This window comes from Pseudochelatococcus lubricantis, from assembly GCF_042432495.1.
GTDB lineage: Bacteria > Pseudomonadota > Alphaproteobacteria > Rhizobiales > Beijerinckiaceae > Pseudochelatococcus > Pseudochelatococcus lubricantis.
Genome location: NZ_JBHLXC010000006.1, coordinates 252,791 through 272,007, shown reverse-complemented (window position 1 = coordinate 272,007; position 19,217 = coordinate 252,791). Strand labels below are relative to the sequence as shown.

The 19,217-nt window shown below is 66.3% G+C and carries 16 protein-coding genes; 6 read left to right on the top strand and 10 right to left on the bottom strand.

Translation table 11 applies throughout. The annotated features are described in order from the left end of the window. Positions 1–29: 29 nt before the first annotated feature. The 3 genes from ACFFJ7_RS12070 to ACFFJ7_RS12060 form a co-directional block, all read right to left on the bottom strand. Positions 30–1,532: a glycosyltransferase gene (locus tag ACFFJ7_RS12070; RefSeq protein WP_166950899.1), complete on the bottom strand. Its 1,503-nt coding sequence runs from the start codon at positions 1,530–1,532 to the stop codon at positions 30–32. Continuing rightward, positions 1,516–2,826: a nucleotide sugar dehydrogenase gene (locus ACFFJ7_RS12065; RefSeq protein WP_377592593.1), complete on the bottom strand. Its 1,311-nt coding sequence runs from the start codon at positions 2,824–2,826 to the stop codon at positions 1,516–1,518. The genes ACFFJ7_RS12070 and ACFFJ7_RS12065 overlap by 17 nt, the downstream gene beginning before the upstream one ends. 173 nt (positions 2,827–2,999) lie before the next feature. Further along, on the bottom strand, positions 3,000–3,644 hold the full coding sequence (locus ACFFJ7_RS12060) for a Crp/Fnr family transcriptional regulator (RefSeq protein WP_166950906.1): 645 nt from the start codon (positions 3,642–3,644) through the stop codon (positions 3,000–3,002). Between the two features lie 470 nt (positions 3,645–4,114). On the opposite strand from ACFFJ7_RS12060, the gene ACFFJ7_RS12055 reads away from it, so the two are divergent. Beyond that, on the top strand, positions 4,115–5,356 hold the full coding sequence (locus ACFFJ7_RS12055) for an AGE family epimerase/isomerase (protein WP_377592590.1): 1,242 nt from the start codon (positions 4,115–4,117) through the stop codon (positions 5,354–5,356). A gap of 192 nt (positions 5,357–5,548) precedes the next feature. Continuing rightward, entirely contained in the window at positions 5,549–6,325 is a 777-nt protein-coding gene (locus tag ACFFJ7_RS12050; RefSeq protein ID WP_166950913.1) for a polysaccharide lyase family 7 protein, read from the top strand. Between the two features lie 320 nt (positions 6,326–6,645). Here ACFFJ7_RS12050 and ACFFJ7_RS12045 read toward each other — a convergent pair whose 3' ends face one another. The 4 genes from ACFFJ7_RS12045 to ACFFJ7_RS12030 form a co-directional block, all read right to left on the bottom strand. Further along, positions 6,646–7,308 carry a phosphoribosyltransferase gene (locus ACFFJ7_RS12045; RefSeq protein WP_377592588.1) on the bottom strand — a complete coding sequence of 221 codons (663 nt, stop codon included), beginning with the start codon at positions 7,306–7,308 and terminating at the stop codon, positions 6,646–6,648. 428 nt (positions 7,309–7,736) lie between these two features. Then, complete coding sequence (pcaF, locus tag ACFFJ7_RS12040; protein WP_377592586.1) at positions 7,737–8,939, bottom strand: 3-oxoadipyl-CoA thiolase; 1,203 nt, start codon at positions 8,937–8,939, stop codon at positions 7,737–7,739. Between the two features lie 10 nt (positions 8,940–8,949). Beyond that, positions 8,950–9,639 carry a 3-oxoacid CoA-transferase subunit B gene (locus ACFFJ7_RS12035; RefSeq protein WP_166950922.1) on the bottom strand — a complete coding sequence of 230 codons (690 nt, stop codon included), beginning with the start codon at positions 9,637–9,639 and terminating at the stop codon, positions 8,950–8,952. Further along, positions 9,636–10,358, bottom strand: a complete 723-nt coding sequence (locus ACFFJ7_RS12030; protein ID WP_377592584.1) for a 3-oxoacid CoA-transferase subunit A — start codon at positions 10,356–10,358, stop codon at positions 9,636–9,638. Before ACFFJ7_RS12030 ends, ACFFJ7_RS12035 begins: the two co-directional genes overlap by 4 nt. A gap of 132 nt (positions 10,359–10,490) precedes the next feature. Between ACFFJ7_RS12030 and ACFFJ7_RS12025 the strand changes: the two genes are divergently transcribed. The 3 genes from ACFFJ7_RS12025 (at position 10,491) to ACFFJ7_RS12015 (ending at position 15,040) form a co-directional block, all read left to right on the top strand. Beyond that, positions 10,491–11,252 carry an IclR family transcriptional regulator domain-containing protein gene (locus ACFFJ7_RS12025; protein WP_377592581.1) on the top strand — a complete coding sequence of 254 codons (762 nt, stop codon included), beginning with the start codon at positions 10,491–10,493 and terminating at the stop codon, positions 11,250–11,252. Between the two features lie 108 nt (positions 11,253–11,360). Next, on the top strand, positions 11,361–13,154 hold the full coding sequence (locus ACFFJ7_RS12020) for an ABC transporter ATP-binding protein (RefSeq protein ID WP_377593021.1): 1,794 nt from the start codon (positions 11,361–11,363) through the stop codon (positions 13,152–13,154). Continuing rightward, positions 13,151–15,040, top strand: a complete 1,890-nt coding sequence (locus ACFFJ7_RS12015) for an ABC transporter ATP-binding protein (RefSeq protein WP_377592578.1) — start codon at positions 13,151–13,153, stop codon at positions 15,038–15,040. The genes ACFFJ7_RS12020 and ACFFJ7_RS12015 overlap by 4 nt, the downstream gene beginning before the upstream one ends. 148 nt (positions 15,041–15,188) lie before the next feature. On the opposite strand, the gene ACFFJ7_RS12010 is transcribed toward ACFFJ7_RS12015, so the two are convergent. After that, positions 15,189–15,707 (bottom strand): tyrosine phosphatase family protein, encoded by a 519-nt coding sequence (locus tag ACFFJ7_RS12010; protein WP_377592576.1) that lies wholly within the window; start codon positions 15,705–15,707, stop codon positions 15,189–15,191. Further along, positions 15,704–16,744 carry a threonine-phosphate decarboxylase CobD gene (gene cobD / locus ACFFJ7_RS12005; RefSeq protein WP_377593020.1) on the bottom strand — a complete coding sequence of 347 codons (1,041 nt, stop codon included), beginning with the start codon at positions 16,742–16,744 and terminating at the stop codon, positions 15,704–15,706. Before cobD ends, ACFFJ7_RS12010 begins: the two co-directional genes overlap by 4 nt. Positions 16,745–16,813: 69 nt before the next feature. Between cobD and cbiB the strand changes: the two genes are divergently transcribed. Beyond that, positions 16,814–17,791: an adenosylcobinamide-phosphate synthase CbiB gene (cbiB, locus tag ACFFJ7_RS12000; RefSeq protein WP_377592574.1), complete on the top strand. Its 978-nt coding sequence runs from the start codon at positions 16,814–16,816 to the stop codon at positions 17,789–17,791. Here cbiB and ACFFJ7_RS11995 read toward each other — a convergent pair. After that, positions 17,775–19,217 carry a cobyric acid synthase gene (locus ACFFJ7_RS11995; RefSeq protein WP_377593017.1) on the bottom strand — a complete coding sequence of 481 codons (1,443 nt, stop codon included), beginning with the start codon at positions 19,215–19,217 and terminating at the stop codon, positions 17,775–17,777. The genes cbiB and ACFFJ7_RS11995 overlap by 17 nt on opposite strands.

Sequence of the window (19,217 nt, the reverse complement as noted above, 5' to 3'; positions counted from 1 at the left end):
TCTCCATAAGCATAATGGCATTGTAAATTTCACAGAACTGAAAAAGATGTGATGCCCATCAACAAGGAACAGACCACGACAAGCAGAAGAACGCTGACCGCATGATAGAGCTTCGACTCCATCAGCCGGAATCGCGCGAGACGGGTTATCTTCCCCTTGGCGAGTGTTGTTTTCTGGCGCGTCCATTTCTGCTTGTCGAGGCGGAAGAAGACATAAACCTTCATCAGCGAGCCGTATATCTGGTTGAAATACAACAAGATCGGGAAAAATATCGACACGCGCCGCCGCGCCGAAAGCAGAAGCAACGTCAGGACATAGCGGGAGGACAGTATCCATATCGCGTAAACCACGATGGCGAACGGCGATATGAACAAGGTCGCCAGCAGCGCGATCGTCACGCCGATCAGGCACGTCCACATCGACATGCGCTGGTCTAGGATCGCCCACCAGGTGAAGAGGCCGATCCGGCGCGGGCCGAGCGCCAGCGCCCGGCCGTTCGTGCGCAGCATGTTGCCGTACCAGCGCACCATCAACTGCGACGCGGAGTCGATGAAGCTGTCGGAGGGCGGATCTTCCACGGTCTCGACCATGACGTCCGGCAGATAAAGCATATAGTAGCCGTTGCGCAGCAGGTAGAACCAGCTCGACTTGTCGTCGCCGGTCAGGAACTTGAAACGGCCGAGACGGTGATGATCGATGTAGTCCAGTTCCACCTGCGCAACGAAGCGCGGGTCGCAGATGATCGAGGCGCGGAACATCGACATGCGCCCCGTGAGCGTCAGCACGCGCCGCGACAGCCCCATCGACGACATCAGGATATGGCGCTGCGCGAAACGCAGGTCGTACCAGTGGACGAACAGGCGTGAGCCGTTGACGCGCGCCATCTCGTCCGTGGTCAGCGCGCCGACCTTCTGATCGTGGAAGAAGGGCGCGCAGCGCGCGACGAGATCGGGCGGCACGATGCTGTCGCCGTCGATCACCGCCACCATGGCGTCGTCGGGCGGCGAAAGCCGGGCGATGGCACGGAAGCCGAAGGCGAGCGCGTCGCGCTTGCCGGTGCCGGCGATGCGCACGATGAGCAGGTCGACGCGGTCCTCCGGCTTCACCATCCTGTGGTAGAGCTGCTTGATCAGCCGCTGGTCCACCATGTCGACGATCGAGGCGACCACGACTGAGGGGCCGGGCGCGTTGAGCGCGGCGAGAAACGCCGCGCGATAGACTTCGATCGTCGTCTCCGTCGGGATGCGGAAGGAGGTCACGAGGAGGTAGGACGGGACGGAGCCTGCCTCGCCCGCTTCCGCCGCCCGCCGCTTCATCGCCGGATACACCCGGAAACGGTAGATGAGGCTGCGGATGAAATGGAGCAGCCCCCAGCCGTAGCGCCACGCCCCGATCGCGCCGATCGCCAGACCGGTCCGCGTATCGATGATGGCGTAGGCTTCGTTCGGCAACGACGTCGCGACCGCCGCAAGCGCGAGCACCGCGAGGACGTGCACCCAGGGCCGTTCCGAGATATCACCAGCAGATGCCATGGTAGTTTCCCTGGGTCCGGCGCGATCCCTCGACCCGCACGAGGTCGATGATTGGCGTCGTCGGCGCGACCTTGCGGATCGATCCGTTCATCTCCGCGCGGTTGCCGACGACGATGACGTCGGATTCGCTGATGACCGTATCGATGTCCTCCTTGAGCAGCCCGGCGAGGTGCGGCAGGCGGGCCTTGATGAAGGAGGCATTGGCGCCGGTCAGGCGCGCCAGACGGATGTTCGGGTCGTAGATGTTCAGTTCGTAGCCGCGGCCATAGAGGCGTTCGGCAAGCTCCACCAGCGGGCTTTCGCGCAGGTCGTCCGTGTCCGGCTTGAAGGACAGGCCGACGATGCCGATGCGGCGCTGGCCGCGCTCCACGATCATATTGTAGGCGCGGTTGATCTGCGCCTCGTTGGCGGAGAGCGTGGCCTCCAGCAACGGTGCCGGCGTGCCCTGCCGGCGGGAAAGGCTGATCAGCGCCCGCAAGTCCTTGGGCAGGCAGGAGCCGCCGAAGGCGAAGCCGGGCATCAGATAGGCGCGGGAAATATTCAGCCGGTCGTCGCTGCACAGGATGTCGAGCGCGATATGGCTGTCGATGCCGGCCGTGCTGAGGACGTTGCCCATCTCGTTGGAGAAACTGATCTTCACAGCGTGCCAGGCGTTGTTGGCGTATTTGATGCCTTCCGCCGTGCGGATATCGACGATGAACTTCGGCCGCGCCAGATGCTCGTGAATCTCCTGCAGACGCTCCAGCGTAGTGCCGTCGCGGTAGCCGAAGACGATGACGCCGGGATCGTAGTAATCCTTGATCGCAGTGCTTTCGCGCAGGAATTCCGGCAGGTAGGCGATGCCGAAACCTTCGCCTGCCTTGAGGCCGGAGGCGGCTTCCAACGCCGGCACGACGATCTCGTCCGTGGTGCCTGGCAGGCAGGTCGAACGCACGACGATGGAATGGAACACATTCTTGGTGCGGATCGCGGCGCCGATTTCCTCCGACACGCGCTTCAGATATTCCGTGTTGAGACTGCCATCGGACCGCGAGGGCGTGCCGACGCAGATCAGCGACAGTTCGCTTTCCGCGATGGCGGCGCCGGCATCCGACGTCGCCTTCAGGCGGCCGCTCGTGACGGCCGCCCGGATCAGATCCGGCAGGCCCGGCTCGATGATGGGCGATTCACCCGCCAGCAGTGGTCTGATCTTGTTGGGATCAGGATCGACCGCAACAACGTGATGTCCTTCCTGCGCAAGACAGGCAGCGGATACTGCGCCAACATAGCCAGCGCCAAAGATGCTGATCTTCATGTGCTACCCCCAGAAATAAAAATCTAGGACGATAACTACAAAATAGATTTTTTTTCATCATTAATGTAAGTTAATCATCTTTTATATTTAGTCTGATTTCCGTAAATTAACGCTGAAACACCTTCATATGTTGCAAAAATGCCAAACGTTGTTTGACGTAAAGGGGGCTTATATTAATATGTTGCCATCTCCGAAAGTGCTTCCGTGTCGCTGACGAAGATCGTGCCGCGCCGCGTCGTCAATATCTGCATCTTGCCCAGCTCATTGATGACGCGGTTGAAATGGATCGGCGTCACGCCCACCGCATCCGCCAGAAGAGACTGCGTGATCGGAATGGGGACCGGCAAGGACTCCTCGCCGCTTTCGCGCAGGCGTTGAACCAGTTCCCGCAGCAGGATGGCGACGCGCCGCCGGGCGTCGCAACGGCCGAGACTGGTGATCCAGTCGCGCATGATCGCTTCTTGCCGGCTCGCCATCAGCCACAGCGCCTGGTTGACCTCGGGATAGTCCTTCACCAGCGCGAGCATGGGGCTATACTCGATGCGGTCGATGCGCACCGGCGTTACCGCCGCGACAGCATAGTCTAGCGGCGCGACGTTATAGAAATTGGTGTTGCAGGCGTCGCCGGGCATTAGAAACATAATAATCTGCCGCCCGCCGTCGCTCAGCAGGCGGTAGCGCATCGCAATGCCGTCGCCCACCACCGCGAACTGCCGGCTGACCGAACCCACCGCCTGTATCTCTGCGCCCTTCGGGAAGTAGATGCTCTTCACCGGGAGGTCACCAAGGGAATCGCGGCGGATGTCAAAGGGTTGCATCAACCCTTGCAGGCGGCTGATAAACGGTGAAATACATGCGCACATCTTAAAGCCTCCGGTTACAGCGCATGCTCCTGACCCTCGAACCGGCGACACGACGACGATTATCGGCGACGATGCTATCGCAGCCCTTCTTCTGCTTCCGCAGAGCAGCGTCGAACGTTTTCTCCCAACAATCTCTGTTATTTAGGGTTCGAAAGCTGCCAGTCAGTTCATCTGAAAACCAACCCGGAGTTAACAATGGGCCGGCTTCTCTACACGTTCTGTGAGCAGCTTTATTCTAGATAAGCACGTTCAGGCAGGTGCATTCAAGATTATAATTAACTTTTTTTAATAAAATATTGTGACGAATTATTTCAAGAATGTTGCTTAACATATGTTAATGACTGAATACATAATGTGTAAGTATGTTGTTATAGAGAGATATGCCATAGACGCAAGCAACTGGCTGTCGCGGGAGTTGAGATCACATGAATGTTACCTACAGTGACATGAAACCCGACACGGCGTCCGTTGCCAACGGCTCTCTCATTGCCGGTGAAGAACTGCGGGATACAGCAGAGCTGAAGGAAACGCTTGGCCTTTACCGCAAGGTTCTGTTCGAGCAGATCCTGCCGCTTTGGTCGACCGTCGGCGCCGACCATGCACGCGGCGGCTATGCCGAGACGCTGTCCGCCCGCGGCCGGAGCGCGCCCGGCCCGCGGCGGGTGCGAGTCACCGCGCGCCAGGTCTACGCGATGTGCGAGGCGGCCGAACTGGGCTGGAACAGGTTGGCCGCGGAGGCCGGCGTCCGCCATGGCTGCCGCTTCCTCGCGCTCCACACCAGCGCCGGCGGTTTCCTGTTCCATACGCTCGCCGCCGACGACAGCGTGTCCGATATCGGCTTCGACCTCTACGACCAGGCTTTCCTGCTCTTTGCCCATGCGCATGCCTGGCGCCTGCTGCGCGATCCCGATATCGTGGAGCGCGCGCGGCTGCTGCGGCAGTCGGTCGTGGAACGCTTCGCCCACGCGGATGGCGGCTTCGTCGACCGCCTCGACAAGCCCTTCCCGCTGCGCTCCAACCCGCACATGCATCTTCTGGAGGCGTCGCTCGCCTGGCTTCCGCTCGATCCCGATCCCCGCTGGCGCGAACTCGCGGACACGGTCGTGGCGCTGTTCCTGTCGCGTTTCGTCGACAGGGAGCGTGGAATACTGCGCGAGACATTCGGCGCGGACTGGACGCCCGTCGAGGACGCCGGGCGGTGCCGTGTCGAGCCCGGACACAACTACGAATGGGCGTGGCTGCTGATGCGCTGGGAAGCGCTGACCGGCGGCGACGCCGGCGCGTTCCCGCTGGGCATGGTCGGCTTTGCCGAGACGCACGGCTACGACCCGTTGCGCCGGGTCGCGGTCAACGAGGTGTGGTCGGACGGTTCGGCTTCCGACGGCAAGGCCCGCCTCTGGCCGCAGACCGAGCGCCTCAAGGCCTGGCTCGCCGTGGCACGGCGCTCGCAGGGGCCGGACAGGTGGCGCGCGGAGAAATCCGCGCTCGATGCCGCCGGCACCCTGATGTCCTATCTGCAAACGCCGGTGGCCGGGTTGTGGCACGACGTGATGCTGGAGGACGGCAGCTTCGCCACCGGCGACGCGCCCGGCAGTTCCCTCTATCACATCATCTGCGCGATCGGCGAACTGCAGCGCTATGTCGATAGCAGGGAAGAATATGCCTGAATTGGCCTAAATGTAAGGAAATTAAACTTTCTTGCTTTCAAACGAAAAAATGAAAAGTCAAATTGACAAATAATACATTATTTGTCATGCAAATATAATATTTATATGATAAAATACAACGTGCGATTCTTTATTTGAATTGCACAGCGAAGATGTAACGCTGTGTTACTTCCTGAAAAGGGGTGAATATATATGAGCTTGATTCCCGACGTGGCGCCCGGCGTCAACTTCGATCTTACCGACTGGAAAATCACATTGCCCGTCAACAGCAAGGGCTCCGCCAGCGGCAAGGCTTATGAGGTCAAGAACCTCGTCAACTATGAGAACTCCAAATACTTCTATACCGCCGACGACGGTGCGATGGTGTTCTACGCGCCGGTCAAGGGTGCGACCACCAGCGGCTCCAAATATGTGCGATCGGAACTGCGTGAAATGGACAACGGCCGCGTTGCCGGCTGGACGACAGACGAGGGTGGCCATATGGCTGCGACGCTGGAAGTCGATCAGGCGCCGATCAAGACCAACGGCGATGCCGGCCGGCTGATCGTCGGTCAGGTCCACGGCGAGGACGACGAGCTTGTCCGGATCTACTGGGACAACGAGGATATTTATTTCATCAACGACCGTGCCGGTTCCAAGAACAAGGAAACGAAGTTCCAGCTTCGGGACGAGAACGGGGATACCCCCGACGTGTCGCTGAACGAGCGCTTCTCCTACCGGATCGACGTCTCCGGCGATGTGCTCGACGTGCGCGTCTACGCCGACGGCAAGGAATACAAGTCCATCACCAAGATCAACAAGGTGTGGCAAGACGACGAGCTTTACTTCAAGGCCGGCGCCTATCTCGGCGTCAACTCGGATTCCGGCCGCGGCGCGGGGCAGGTTTCCTTCTACCAGCTCGACATCAGCCATGATGCCAACAAGATCCCGGAACTGATCGGCGTTCCCGAGGGCGACTTTCCCGCCTGATACCCAAGCCCGATGAGCGTGGCTCATCGGCAACCGGCCACGCCCGTGCAGTGTCCAGAGGCTGTTAGAGCGCATTCCGATTAAATGGAATCATTTGATCGATCAGAATTCGCTCAAAATCAAAGATTTAGATCATGTAAGCGTTTCGTTGAAATGCTGACATGATCTAGTGACTATTTATACGTTTCGTTGAAACGCAAAAATGGGCTATGTTTTTGTTTCTAAACACTTTCGGATACAAAAACGGCGCCCGTTCTTGCCGGAATTGTTTTAAGCAAAGCCTGCACGGGACCGCCGCGTTCGCGGTTCCGGGGTTCGTTTCAGCCGGCGGCCGCGGGCGGCGCGGCGGGGTGCTCGGCAAGCAATCTGATGACCTCCTCGTCGGACACCTGGTCGAAGTTTCTGTAGAAATAGCCGATTGCGCCGAAATCCTCGTGATCTTCCAGGCAGACAACCTCGTCCGCCTCGGCGCGCAGCTGTGCCAGCACGTCCGTCGGCGCGACCGGCACGGCCAGCACGACCATGGCGGGATGGCGCGCCTGCACGGCCTGCAGCGCAGCGCGCGTGGTCGCCCCCGTCGCGATGCCGTCGTCGACGACGATGGCTGTGCGTCCCCCTGTTTCCGCGCGCATGCGCCGGCCGAGATAGCGTTCGCGGCGGCGCACGATTTCCGCCAGCTCGCGGTCGCGCACCTCGTTGAACTCCCGCTCGCTCACGCCGTTCGCGAGGATGACGTCTTCGTTACGCACGGTCAGGGGCGCCGTGCCGTCTACCACGGCGCCCATGGCGAGTTCGGGCTGGAAGGGCGTGCCGATCTTGCGCACGAGAATAAGGTCGAGCGGCGCGTCGAGCGCGGTGGCTATTTCGGCGGCGACGGGCACGCCTCCGCGCGGCAGGGCCAGCACCACCGGCTTTTGCGCCTTGAAGCGCGCTAGCGCCCGGGCAAGTTTCCGGCCGGCGTCGATGCGATCGATGAACGGCATGGCGGTATCCGGGTTATGCGCCACCGGGCGCGAGAGCTGCGAGATGGGCCCTGAACCGGTCGGCGGCGAGCGCGATCACCGCTTCCATATCGGCGGAGATGGCCCTCTCCTGTTCGCATCTTCAAGATATAGCGCCCCGGAACGGCATACCTTGACCGGCATCAACTGCCGTTGCGCGCCCTATTCCACCCGGTTCCCGGCATTCAGCCTGTCGAGGAAACTGTCGCACTTACATCATCGAGTACAGATGACCTGTTCCATTTGATCGAAGTAGCACGGAATCGAAACCGCCCCCAAAAGGGGCGGCAAGATGGTTTGCAGCATCCGGGGAGCTTCCGTTTCGTCGGCGCCCCTCCCGCCGCGCGGGTGCGCGGCGGGGTAACCTGTTCATGGGCACGGCTTCGCCATTGGCCGGTGGACGGTAATCGTCACACCCGCTCCAGAGCGATGGCAATGCCCTGCCCCACGCCGATGCACATGGTGGACAGCGAGCGCCGGCCGCCGTTGAGCGACAGCTCCAGCGCCGCCGTGCCGGTGATGCGCGCGCCGGACATGCCGAGCGGGTGGCCGAGTGCGATGGCGCCGCCGTTCGGGTTCACCCGCGCGTCGTCGTCGGCGATGCCGAGGTCGCGCAGCGTCGCGAGCCCCTGGCTGGCGAACGCCTCGTTCAGCTCGATCACATCGAAATCCGCCACGGAAAGGCCGAGCCGCGCCAGCAGCTTCTTCGAGGCCGGCGCCGGGCCGATGCCCATGATGCGCGGCGGCACACCCGCCGTGGCGCCGCCCAGAACGCGCGCGACGGGCGTAAGGCCATACCGGGCCGCCGCCTCCGCGCTGGCGATGATCAGCGCTGCTGCCCCGTCGTTCACACCCGAGGCGTTGCCCGCCGTCACCGAGCCGCCCTTGCGGAACGGCGTAGACAGCTTCGCCAACGCCTCCAGCGTCGTGGCGCGCGGATGCTCGTCCTTCGCCACCACGACCGGCTCGCCCTTGCGCTGCGGGATCGTCACCGGCACGATTTCCCTCGCCAGGCGGCCGTTCTCCTGCGCCGCCGCCGCCTTGGCCTGCGAGCGCACCGCGAACGCATCCTGATCCACGCGGCTCACCGAAAAGTCCTCCGCGACGTTCTCGCCGGTCTCGGGCATGGAATCGACGCCGTACTGCGCTTTCATCAACGGGTTGACGAAGCGCCAGCCGATGGTGGTGTCGTGGATTTCCGCGTGGCGGGAAAAAGCGGTCTCGGCCTTCGGCAGCACGAAGGGCGCGCGCGACATGCTTTCCACGCCGCCGGCGATCAGCAGTTCCGCCTCGCCCGCCTTGATGGCCCGGGCCGCCGCTGTCACCGCATCCATGCCGGAGCCGCAGAGCCGGTTGATGGTGGTGCCGGGCACGGCGACCGGCAGCCCCGCCAGCAGCAGCGCCATGCGGGCGACGTTGCGGTTGTCCTCGCCCGCCTGGTTGGCGCAGCCGAAGATGACGTCGTCGACGGCTTCCCAGTCCACCTGCGGGTGGCGCTCGACCAGCGCCCTGAGCGGGACAGCCCCGAGATCGTCGGCGCGCACAGTGGACAGCGCCCCGCCGAAACGGCCGATGGGCGTGCGGATGTAGTCACAGATAAATGCCTCGCTCATCGCGATCTCCTCAAAATTCCGGTACGATCAGATCAGCCACCGTCCCGTCGACGGCAAGTTCCGCGCCGGTCAGCGACTGCAGCTCCTCAAGGCCGATGGCCGGCAGCTTCTCGCGCAGCATAAAGCGGCCGTTCTCGATGTCGATCACCGCGAGGCTCGTATAGACGCGCGTCACGCAGCCCACGCCGGTCAGCGGCAGGGCGCAGCGCTCCACGAGCTTGGGCTCGCCCTTCTTCGTGACGTGTTCGGTCAGGACCGCCACGCGCTTGGCGCCGTGCACAAGGTCCATCGCGCCGCCCACGGCGGGCACGCCCCTGGCGCCGACGCTCCAGTTCGCGAGGTCGCCGTTCTGCGCCACCTGATAGGCGCCGAGGATGGCGACGTCCAGATGCCCGCCACGCACCATGGCGAAGCTGTCGGCGTGGTGGAAGAAGGCCGCGCCGGGCTTCAGCGTCACGGCCTTCTTGCCGGCGTTGATCAGGTCCCAGTCCTCCTGCCCCTCCGGCGGCGCCTCGCCGAAGTTCAGGATGCCGTTCTCGGTGTGGAAGATCGCCTCGCGGCCCGGCGGCTGGTAGCGGGCAACCGCCTCCGGCAGGCCGATGCCGAGGTTCACATAGGCGCCGTCGGCGATGTCCTGCGCCGCGCGCCAGGCGATCTGCGCGTTGGAAAGCTTGATGTCGTCGTGTGTCGTTCCGGTCATGGGTAGGTCGCTCCGGCGCGGTTGAGCAGTTCTTCCTGTTGCGGCTCCGGCACCTCGACCACGCGGTTCACGAAGATGCCGGGCGTGACGACGTGTTCCGGGTCGATCCCGCCGGCCGGCACGACCTGCGCCGCCTGGACGATCGTCTCGCGCGCCGCCATGCACATCAGCGGATTGAAGTTGCGCGCCGCCTTGTTGTAGGTGAGGTTGCCGTGCCGGTCGGCGACATGCGCCTTGACCAGCGCGAAATCGGCCTTGAGCCAGCGCTCCTGCACGTAGGGGCGCCCCTCGAACTCCGCCACCGGCTTGCCCTGCGCGAGCTGCGTGCCGTAGGAGGTCGGCGTGTAGAAGGCCGGGATGCCCGCCCCACCCGCGCGGATGCGCTCGGCGAGCGTGCCCTGCGGCACCAGCTCCAGCTCTATCTCGCCCGCGAGATACTTTTCGGTGAAGACCCGCGGGTCGGCCGAACGGGGAAAGGAGCAGACGAGCTTGGCCACCATCCCCGCCTCGATCAGTGCTGCGAGGCCGACATGGCCATTGCCGGCGTTGTTGTTGACGACCGTGAGCCCCTTCGGACTGCCGGTCCGCCTGTGGCGGTCGATCAGGGCGTGCATCAGCTCGATCGGCGCGCCCGAACCGCCGAAGCCGCCGATCATCACCACAGCCCCGTCGCCGATGCCGGCCACGGCCTCGGCGACGCTCTCGATTGTCTTGTCCATCCGAACTCCTCCGCGCCGCCCGGGCCAGACGCCGGGCGGTTGCCGGCAACAAGGATTAGGCGCGGCCGGACTGGACGGCAATGCCATTCGTGCGCTATACGTTATTTGTTCGTATATCGCACAGAGTCCGCCATGACCATCAGCCAGCGCGACACCATGGGCGGCCTCGCCAAGGGGCTTGCCGTCATCGAGACCTTCACGGCGGACCTGCCCCGCCAGTCCATCGCCGGGGTTGCGGCGGCGAGCGGCCTTGACAGGGCCACGGCGCGCCGCTGCCTGCTGACGCTGGTTCAGCTCGGCTACGCGGACTATGACGGGAAGTTCTTCACGCTCACGCCGCGCGTGCTGCGGCTGGGCACCGCGTGCCTTGCGGCGATGCCGCTGCCGCAGGTCGTGCAGCCGTGGCTCGACAGGCTCTCCGACGAACTCGGGGAAAGCACCTCCGTTTCGATTCTCGACGGGGACGAGATCGTCTATGTCGCCCGCGCGGCACAGCGGAAGGTAATGTCGATCTCGCTGATGCCCGGTTCGCGCCTTCCCGCCTATTGCACCTCCATGGGCCGGGTGCTGCTCGCCGCCCTGCCGGAGGACGAGGCGCGGCGGCGGCTCGCGGCCCGGCCGCTCCCGGCCCGCACGCCGCTGACCGCGACCGGTATCGCGGAAGTGATGGCACGGGTCGCTTTGGCGCGCGAGCAGGGCTATGCCGCCATCGATCAGGAGGTGGAAATGGGGCTGCGCTCCCTCGCCGTTCCGCTGCTCAACGCGCGCGGCATCACCGTGGCGGCCGTCAACCTCGGCCTGCCCGCCCTCGCCGAGGGCGTCGACGGCCTCGTGACACGCTACCTGCCGGCCCTGCGGCGCCTTCAGGCCGAAATCCGGAAAGTCCTGCGCTGACAACGGAGGCGGCGCGGGAAGACGCCGCCCCGCCCCACTTGACGAGCGTGCCGGGACGATCGTACGTGATGAAACGGCAGCGGCGTCGTTGGCGCATGGGTTCCGTGGATTTCATGGGCTCCGTGGATTTCAGGAAGAGGCGGCAAGATCACGAACCGGGTCGCACCATGGCTTGAGCTTCTGGCTCCCTATCGGGGGGCAGCGCTGCTGCTTCTGCTTTGTCAGGTCGGGCAGTCCGTCGCCGTCCTGCTGTTGCCGAGCCTCAGCGCCGACATCATCGATCGCGGCATCCTCAGCGGCGACCACGCCTACATCCTGCGCATGAGCATCGTGATGCTGGGCGCGGCGGCGGTGCAGATCCTGTTCGCCACCGGCACGGCATGGCTCGGCGCGCGCATCGCCATCGGCTTCGGCCGGGATCTGCGCTCGGCGGTATTCGCCCGCGTGCAGAATTTCTCGCTCACGGAGCTGCGCGCCTTCGGCGCACCATCGCTCATCACGCGCACCACCAACGACGTGCAGCAGTTGCAGGCCATGCTGGTGATGCTGTTGACGATGGTGATGACCGCGCCGATCATGGGCGTCGGCGCGGTCGTCATGGCGATCCGTCAGGACACGCATCTCTCGCTGTTGCTGCTGGTGAGCGTGCCCGTGCTCGGGATCGTCGTCGGCGTGCTGACGGTGCGCAGCGTGCCGCTGTTCTCCCGCATGCAGGTGCAGATCGACCGGGTGAACCAGATCCTGCGCGAGCAGATCACGGGGCTGCGCGTCATCCGCGCCTTCGTGCGCGACACGCATGAGCGCGAGCGCTTCGCCGGCGCCAACGACGCGCTGACCGACACCGCGTTGCGGGTCGGGCGGCTGATGGCGCTCAACATGCCGGCGGCCAACATCGTCATGCAGCTTTCCAGCATCGCGATGGTGTGGTTCGCGGCGCACCGCATCGCCGCCGGCGCCATGGAGGTCGGCTCGCTGGTCGCCTTCATCTCCTACATCGCGCAGGTGCTGATATCGGTGATGATCGCGTCGATGCTGTTCGCCATGGCGCCGCGCGCGCTCGTCAGCGGGCGGCGCATCCGCGAGGTGTTGCAGACCGTGCCGTCGGTGGCCGAGCCAGCTGTGCCGAAGCCGCTCGCCGCGCCCGCGCTGCAGCGGGGCGAGATCGCGTTCGTCGACGTAAGCTTCGCCTATCCGGGGGCGCAGGCGCCGGTGCTCCGGGATGTCAGCTTCCGGATCGGTCCAGGCGAGACAGTCGCGGTGATCGGCGCCACCGGCGCCGGCAAGAGCACGCTCGTCAATCTCATTCCCCGCCTGTTCGACGTCAGCGCCGGCAGCGTGCTGGTCAACGGGGTCGACGTGCGCGATCTCGAACTCGCGACGCTCTGGAGCCTGATCGGCCTGGTGCCGCAGGAGAGCTTCCTCTTCTCGGGCACCGTCGCGGACAATCTGCGCTATGGCCGCGCGGAGGCTGACGACGGCGACCTCTGGCACGCGCTGGAGATCGCGCAGGCGAAGGACTTCGTGGCCGCGCTGCCGCAGGGCCTGCAGGCCCCCGTGGCGCAGGGCGGCGGCAATTTCTCCGGCGGCCAGCGGCAGCGCCTCACCATCGCGCGGGCGCTGGTGCGCCGGCCGTCCATCTATCTCTTCGACGACAGCTTCTCCGCGCTCGACTACACGACCGACGCCCGGCTGCGCGCGGCGCTGGCGCGGGAGATAGGCACGGAAGCGGCGACGCTGATCGTCGGCCAGCGCGTCAGCTCGCTACGGCACGCTAACCGCATTCTCGTGCTCGACCGCGGCACGATCATCGGCACGGGAAGCCACGATGAGCTGATGGCCGATTGCGCGGCCTATCGCGAGATCGTCGCCTCGCAGCAGCGCGCCGGCGAGGCCTCGTCGTGACGGCGGCCGGACGCCACACGGACCTGTCGCGCGCCACCACCCCGGGGGCCGATGCCGCGCCCGGGCAGCGGATGGGGCCGCGCATGGGCCCCGGCGCAGCCGCGCAGGCAGGCGCGGGCGCGCGGGCGCAGGATTTCGCCGGCTCGATCCGCCGTCTCGGCCGCCTCCTGCTCGATGGCGACCGGCTGAGGCTCGCCGTCATCCTCGCCTGCACCGCCGTCAGCGTCCTGTTCGGCGTGCTGGGTCCGTGGCTGCTGGGGCGCGCGACCGATCTCGTCGTCAACGCCATCTCCGCCTCGGCGGAAATCGACTTCCTCCGTCTGGCGCAACTGCTCGGCATCACCACGTTGCTACAGATCGCGGCGGCGGCGGCCAACTGGCGGCAGGCGTGGCTCACGAACGCCGTGGTGCAGAAACTGAGCCGGGCGCTGCGCCAGCAGGCGGAGGAAAAGCTCGGCCGGCTGCCGCTCGCGTGGTTCGACCGCCAGCCCCACGGCGAGGTGCTGAGCCGTGTCACCAACGACATCGACAACGTCAGCCAAAGCCTGCAGCAGCTTCTCAGCCAGTTGCTGATGTCTGTGCTGCATGTGATCGGCGTGCTCGCGATGATGCTTGTGCTCTCGCCGCTGCTCACGCTCGCCGCCGTGACCAGCCTCACCGTGTCGCTGGTGATCGCCCGCTGGCTGGCGCGCCTGTCGCAGCCGCATTTCGTGGCCCAATGGCGCTGGACCGGCGTGCTGAACGGCGAGGTAGAGGAAAACTACACCGGCCACACGCTGATGAAGGTGTTCGGGCACCGGCAGCAGGCGCGCGAGCGGTTCGAAACAAGTAACGGGGCGCTGCGCGACAACGCCTTCCTTGCGCAGTTCCTGTCCGGCGTGATCCAGCCGGCGATCATGTTCATGGGCAACCTGACGTTCATCGCCGTTGTCATCGGCGGTGCGCTGCGGGTGGCCGCGGGCGCGCTGACCATCGGCGCGCTGCAATCCTTCATCCAGTATACGCGCCAGCTCAACCAGCCCATGTCGCAGGTTTCCGGCATGGCCTCCATCCTGCAATCGGCCGCCGCCTCGGCAGAGCGCGTCTTCGAGCTTCTGGACGCGCCGGAACTCGCCCCCGATCCCGCTACACCCGGGGAGATCGAGGGCGCGAAGGGGCATGTCGTGTTCGATCGCGTCCGTTTCCGCTACGATCCGTCCGTGCCGCTTTTCGAGAACGTCAGCCTGGAGGCGCTGCCGGGCCAGACCGTGGCCATCGTCGGACCGACCGGCGCCGGCAAGACGACGCTGGTCAACCTGCTGATGCGCTTCTACGAGATCGACGCCGGCACCATCACGCTCGACGGCGTCGACATCCGCGCCATGAGCCGGGAGGGCCTGCGCCGGCACTTCGGCATGGTGTTGCAGGACGCCTGGCTGTTCAGCGGCACGATCCGCGAGAACATCGCCTACGGCCGGGAGGGCGCCACCGAGGACGAGATTCTCGAAGCCGCGCGCACCTGCCATGTCGATGATTTCGTCCGCACGCTGCCGCAGGGCTACGACACGTCCATCGACGAGAACGGCAGCGGCCTCAGCGTCGGTCAGCGCCAGCTTCTCACGATCGCCCGCGCCTTTCTCGCGAAGCCCGTCGTGCTCATTCTCGACGAGGCCACCAGTTCCGTCGATACCCGCACGGAGCTGCTGGTGCAGCGGGCAATGGCGCGGCTGCGGAGCGGCCGTACCAGCTTCGTGATCGCGCACCGCCTCTCGACCATCCGCGACGCGGATCTGATCGTCTACATGGAAAACGGCAACGTCCTCGAACAGGGCACGCACGACGCGCTCATCGCCCGCCGTGGTCATTACTGGCGGCTCGACCGGTCACAGACGCAGCCGGTCGACTGATCCACGGCATCCGCCTTCTCCTAAAGCGTTTTCAAGCAAAGTGGATACCGGTTTTCGTGAAGAAAGCGCGTAATATCAAAAACTTATAGCATTTCGGCGTTTCAATGAAATGTCGAAATGCTATAGCACCGCTTCGACGCGGATTTGCTCATGTGTCGTGCGGAAACGTGAAGGGCTCACCCTCGAAGGCGTCCACGCCGCGCCCGATGGCGCGGATGGCGGCGGTCATGCGGCCGTTCCGTTGCAGCAGCGCATCCGCGAGTTCCACCAGCCGCGCGTTCGGTGTTGCCGCCGGCGCGCGCCGGCGCAGCGCCATCGCAAGCTCCGCCTCGTCGCGGCCAGGCTGCAGCGCCGCCGCGACGATGAAGGCGGCGGCGGGCGAGCGGCTGATGCCGGCATAGCAGTTGATCACCAGCGCCCCCCGGCCCGCCCACTGTCGCGCGAAATCCAGCAGGGCGGCGACATCGCCTTCCGTCGGCGCGACGAGTCCCGGCCGCTCCTCCGCGATGTCGTGGAAGACGAGCCTCAGCACCTGTCCGGACCCACGATCCGCCTCGCGGGACGCGGCGGCATCCGGCGAGGCCATCGAGACCCGATACACCGCCCCCGAATGCCGCAGCGTCTCGGACAATCGCGATAGCGGCGTTACGTGGATCAACGGCGTCATATGGACCGCGTCCCCTCCCGCCATGCGCGCAGGGCGTCCGCCAGCCGCGAGAAGGCTGTGTCGTCTGCGGGAAGGCCGAGACGCAGGGCGCGCGGCCGCGCCTCGAAGGCACGCACGAGGATGCCGCGCCGCCCCAGCGCGGTGAATATCTCCTGCGCCGGAACGTCGTCCAGATAGCGGAACAGGCTGGTGCCGCCGGCGACCGGCAGGCCGGTCTCCGCCAGCAGCGTGTCGAGGCGCTGCGCCTCGCCGCCGAGGCGCGCGCGCATCTCCGCCTGCCAGTCCGCATCGCCCAGCGCCGCGAGGCCATATTCCAGCGCCGGGCCGGAGACGGCCCACGGCCCAAGGCGTGCCGAAAGCCGCCGCGCAAGCTCACGCGGCGCGAGGGCGAAGCCGAGCCGCACACCGGCGAGGCCGAAGAACTTGCCGAAGGAGCGCAGCGCGACGATTCCCGCCGCCTCCACGTCGCCCGCGACGCTCGCCCCCGACGGAACGACATCCATGAACGCCTCGTCCACGACCAGCAGCCCGCCGCGCGCCGAGAGCCGCCTGCCCAGCGCGGCGAGGTCCTCGCGCGCCGCCACCCGCCCGTCGGGATTATTGGGGTTGACGACGATGGCGAGGTCCGCCGTCTCCAGCTCCGCGAGCGTCTCCGCTTCCGTCACTGCGTGGCCGGCGAGGCGCGCCGCGCGGGCGTGTTCCGCGTAGGAGGTCGACAGTACGGCCGCGCGGCCCGGCGGCACAAGCCCCGCGACCAGCGGCAGCAGCAGTTGCGTGCCCGCCGCCGGCACGGTCTGCGCGGCACCCGGCGCGCCGTAGGCAGTGGCGGCCAACGCCGCGAGTTCCCGGCAGCGGGCTTCCTCCGGCAGGCGCGCGAACACCTCGGCGCCGAGCGCCCGGAGCGGATAATGATGCGGGTTGATGCCGGTCGACAGGTCGAGCCACGGCGCGGGCGTATCGGGGAACAGCGCCCGCGCCCGCGCGAGGTCGCCGCCGTGGTCGGCCACGGCATCGGCAAACGCGGCCGTTTCCTTTATGCCGGGCGAGCGCCCGTCGATCGGCTGATTCTCCGCGATCGGCGGGCGCGCCGGTGGTTGGAGCGTCACGTGCAAGTCTCCCTGTTCATTCTCGCCTTCCTGTCGCTCGCCATCGAGGCCGCCGCCGGCTATCCGGATCGCCTCTACCGCGCCATCGGCCATCCGGTGACGTGGATCGGCGCACTGATAAGCCTGCTCGACCGGCATCTCAACCGTGACGGTGCCGCGCCCGGCATCCGCAAGGCGGCCGGCGTCGCCGCGCTGCTGGCGCTCATCGCGGTGAGCGGCGCCGCAGGTTTCACCGTCCAGCGCCTGTGCGGCGACGGCGTGGGCCTGCTCGTCACCGCGCTCGCCGCCAGTACGCTCCTCGCCCAGCGGAGCCTGCACGGCCACGTCGCCGCAGTCGCCGACGCGCTCGACCGCGAGGGCCTTGCCGGCGGACGCCGGGCCGTGGCGCACATCGTCGGCCGCGATCCCGAAAGCCTCGACGAGGCCGCCGTGGCGCGTGCCGCCATCGAGAGCCTCGCCGAGAATTTTTCGGACGGCGTCATCGCGCCCGCCTTCTGGCTCGCCGCCGCCGGGCTGCCGGGGGCAGCCGTCTACAAGGCGATCAACACCGCCGACAGCATGATCGGCCACCGCACCCCGCGCCATGGCGCCTTCGGCTGGGCCTCCGCCCGGCTGGACGATCTCGTCAACCTGCCCGCCTCGCGCCTCACGGCACTGCTCCTCGTCGCGGCCGCCGCCCTCTCGCCCGGCGCCTCGGCCCGCGATGCATGGCGGGCTGTGCTGCGCGACGCCCGCCACCACCGTTCACCCAACGCTGGCTGGCCGGAGGCTGCGATGGCCGGCGCGCTCGGCGTGTCTCTGGCAGGGCCGCGCCACTACGGCGGCGTGCGCGTGGAAGACGCGCGGATGAATGCCGGCGGCAGGCAGCACGCCACAGCCGGCGACATCCGCCGCGCGCTTGCCCTCTATCGCCTCGCGGATGCGCTGTTCGTCGCCACCCTCGCGCTGGCCGCCGCGCTGCTCATGCTGCATGGCTGAGCAGCCCGTCGATGTCGAGATGCGCCTCCAGATGCGCCGCGAGCCCGTCGAGCACCCGCTCGACGCCCGCCGCGTAGTCCTCGCCGGCGCTCGTGCCGCCAAGCCGTGCCAGCCATGCGGCGCGCTGGGCATCGTGCGCGAACAGCCCATGCACATAGCTGCCGAAGATGCGCCCGTCCGCCGACACCGCTCCGTCCGCGCGCCCGTCGTCCAGACGCGCGAAGGGCCGCGCGGCGTCAGGCCCCTCGCTCACGCCCATATGCATCTCGTAACCGCCGAGCCGCACGCCGTCGCGGCTTTCACCTGCCACGAGGCCGAGCTGCTTCTGCGGCGCGAGACGGGTGGCGACGTCGAGCAGGCCCAGCCCCGCGATCCGTTCCGGCGGCCCCTCGATTCCCGGATCGTCAATGACGTGCCCGAGCATCTGGTAGCCGCCGCATAGGCCGAGCACGAAGCCGCCCCGGCGCGCATGGGCGGCGATATCGATGTCGAAGCCCGCCGCGCGCAGCGCCCGCAACCCGGCGACAGTGGCCTTCGACCCGGGCAGCAGCACCAGCCGCGCGTCGCCGGGAATGGCGGAACCGGGAAACACGCGCACGAGATCGACGTCCGGCTCCGCCTCCAGCGGGTCGAGGTCGTCGAAATTGGAGATGTGCGGCAGGATCGGCACGGCGATCCTGATGCGCCCGCCGCCGGCCCGTGCGCCCTCTCCCCGCTCCAGCGCAAGCGCATCCTCCGCCGGCAGCCGCCGCGCGTCGGCGAAGTGGGGCACGAGCCCGAACGCCCGCCAGCCGGTGCGCGCCGCGATCAGGTCCATGCCAGCCGCGAACAACGCCGGATCGCCGCGAAACCGATTGACGATGAAGCCCCGGATCAGCGCGGCATCCGCCGGATCGAGCACCGCCCGCGTGCCGACGAGGCTTGCGATGACGCCACCCCGGTCGATATCGCCGATCAACACCACCGGCGTTTCCGTGGCCGCAGCGAAGCCCATGTTGGCGATGTCGTTCGCGCGCAGGTTGACCTCGGAAGCACTGCCCGCCCCCTCCACCAGCACTATGTCCGCCTCGCCCGCCAGCCGCCGGAAGCTGTCGAGCACATAAGGCAGCAACGTCGCCTTGAGCCCCTGATAGCGCCGCGCGTCGGCGCTGGCGAACACCTGCCCCTGCACGATGACCTGTGAGCCGGTCTCGCTCTGCGGCTTCAGCAACACCGGATTCATGTGGACGCCCGGCGGCACGCGGGCGGCGCGCGCCTGCAGCGCCTGCGCGCGGCCGATCTCGCCGCCGTCGGCCGTCACCGCCGCATTGTTCGACATGTTCTGCGGCTTGAATGGCCTCACGCTCAGTCCGCGATTGGCAAGCGCCCGCGCCAGCCCGGCAACGATGAGCGATTTGCCCACGTCCGACCCCGTGCCCTGAAACAT

Excerpts from the sequence above, each read along its gene's own strand:
- ACFFJ7_RS12070 (WP_166950899.1), bottom strand. The coding sequence starts at position 1,532 with ATGGCATCTGCTGGTGATATCTCGGAACGGCCCTGGGTGCACGTCCTC.
- ACFFJ7_RS11995 (WP_377593017.1), bottom strand. The coding sequence starts at position 19,217 with ATGTTTCAGGGCACGGGGTCGGACGTGGGCAAATCGCTCATCGTTGCC.
- ACFFJ7_RS12030 (WP_377592584.1), bottom strand. The coding sequence starts at position 10,358 with ATGGACAAGACAATCGAGAGCGTCGCCGAGGCCGTGGCCGGCATCGGC.
- ACFFJ7_RS12055 (WP_377592590.1), top strand. The coding sequence starts at position 4,115 with ATGAATGTTACCTACAGTGACATGAAACCCGACACGGCGTCCGTTGCC.
- ACFFJ7_RS12010 (WP_377592576.1), bottom strand. The coding sequence starts at position 15,707 with ATGACGCCGTTGATCCACGTAACGCCGCTATCGCGATTGTCCGAGACG.
- ACFFJ7_RS12035 (WP_166950922.1), bottom strand. The coding sequence starts at position 9,639 with ATGACCGGAACGACACACGACGACATCAAGCTTTCCAACGCGCAGATC.
- ACFFJ7_RS12025 (WP_377592581.1), top strand. The coding sequence starts at position 10,491 with ATGACCATCAGCCAGCGCGACACCATGGGCGGCCTCGCCAAGGGGCTT.
- ACFFJ7_RS12050 (WP_166950913.1), top strand. The coding sequence starts at position 5,549 with ATGAGCTTGATTCCCGACGTGGCGCCCGGCGTCAACTTCGATCTTACC.
- ACFFJ7_RS12045 (WP_377592588.1), bottom strand. The coding sequence starts at position 7,308 with ATGCCGTTCATCGATCGCATCGACGCCGGCCGGAAACTTGCCCGGGCG.
- ACFFJ7_RS12060 (WP_166950906.1), bottom strand. The coding sequence starts at position 3,644 with ATGCAACCCTTTGACATCCGCCGCGATTCCCTTGGTGACCTCCCGGTG.
- pcaF (WP_377592586.1), bottom strand. The coding sequence starts at position 8,939 with ATGAGCGAGGCATTTATCTGTGACTACATCCGCACGCCCATCGGCCGT.
- ACFFJ7_RS12065 (WP_377592593.1), bottom strand. The coding sequence starts at position 2,826 with ATGAAGATCAGCATCTTTGGCGCTGGCTATGTTGGCGCAGTATCCGCT.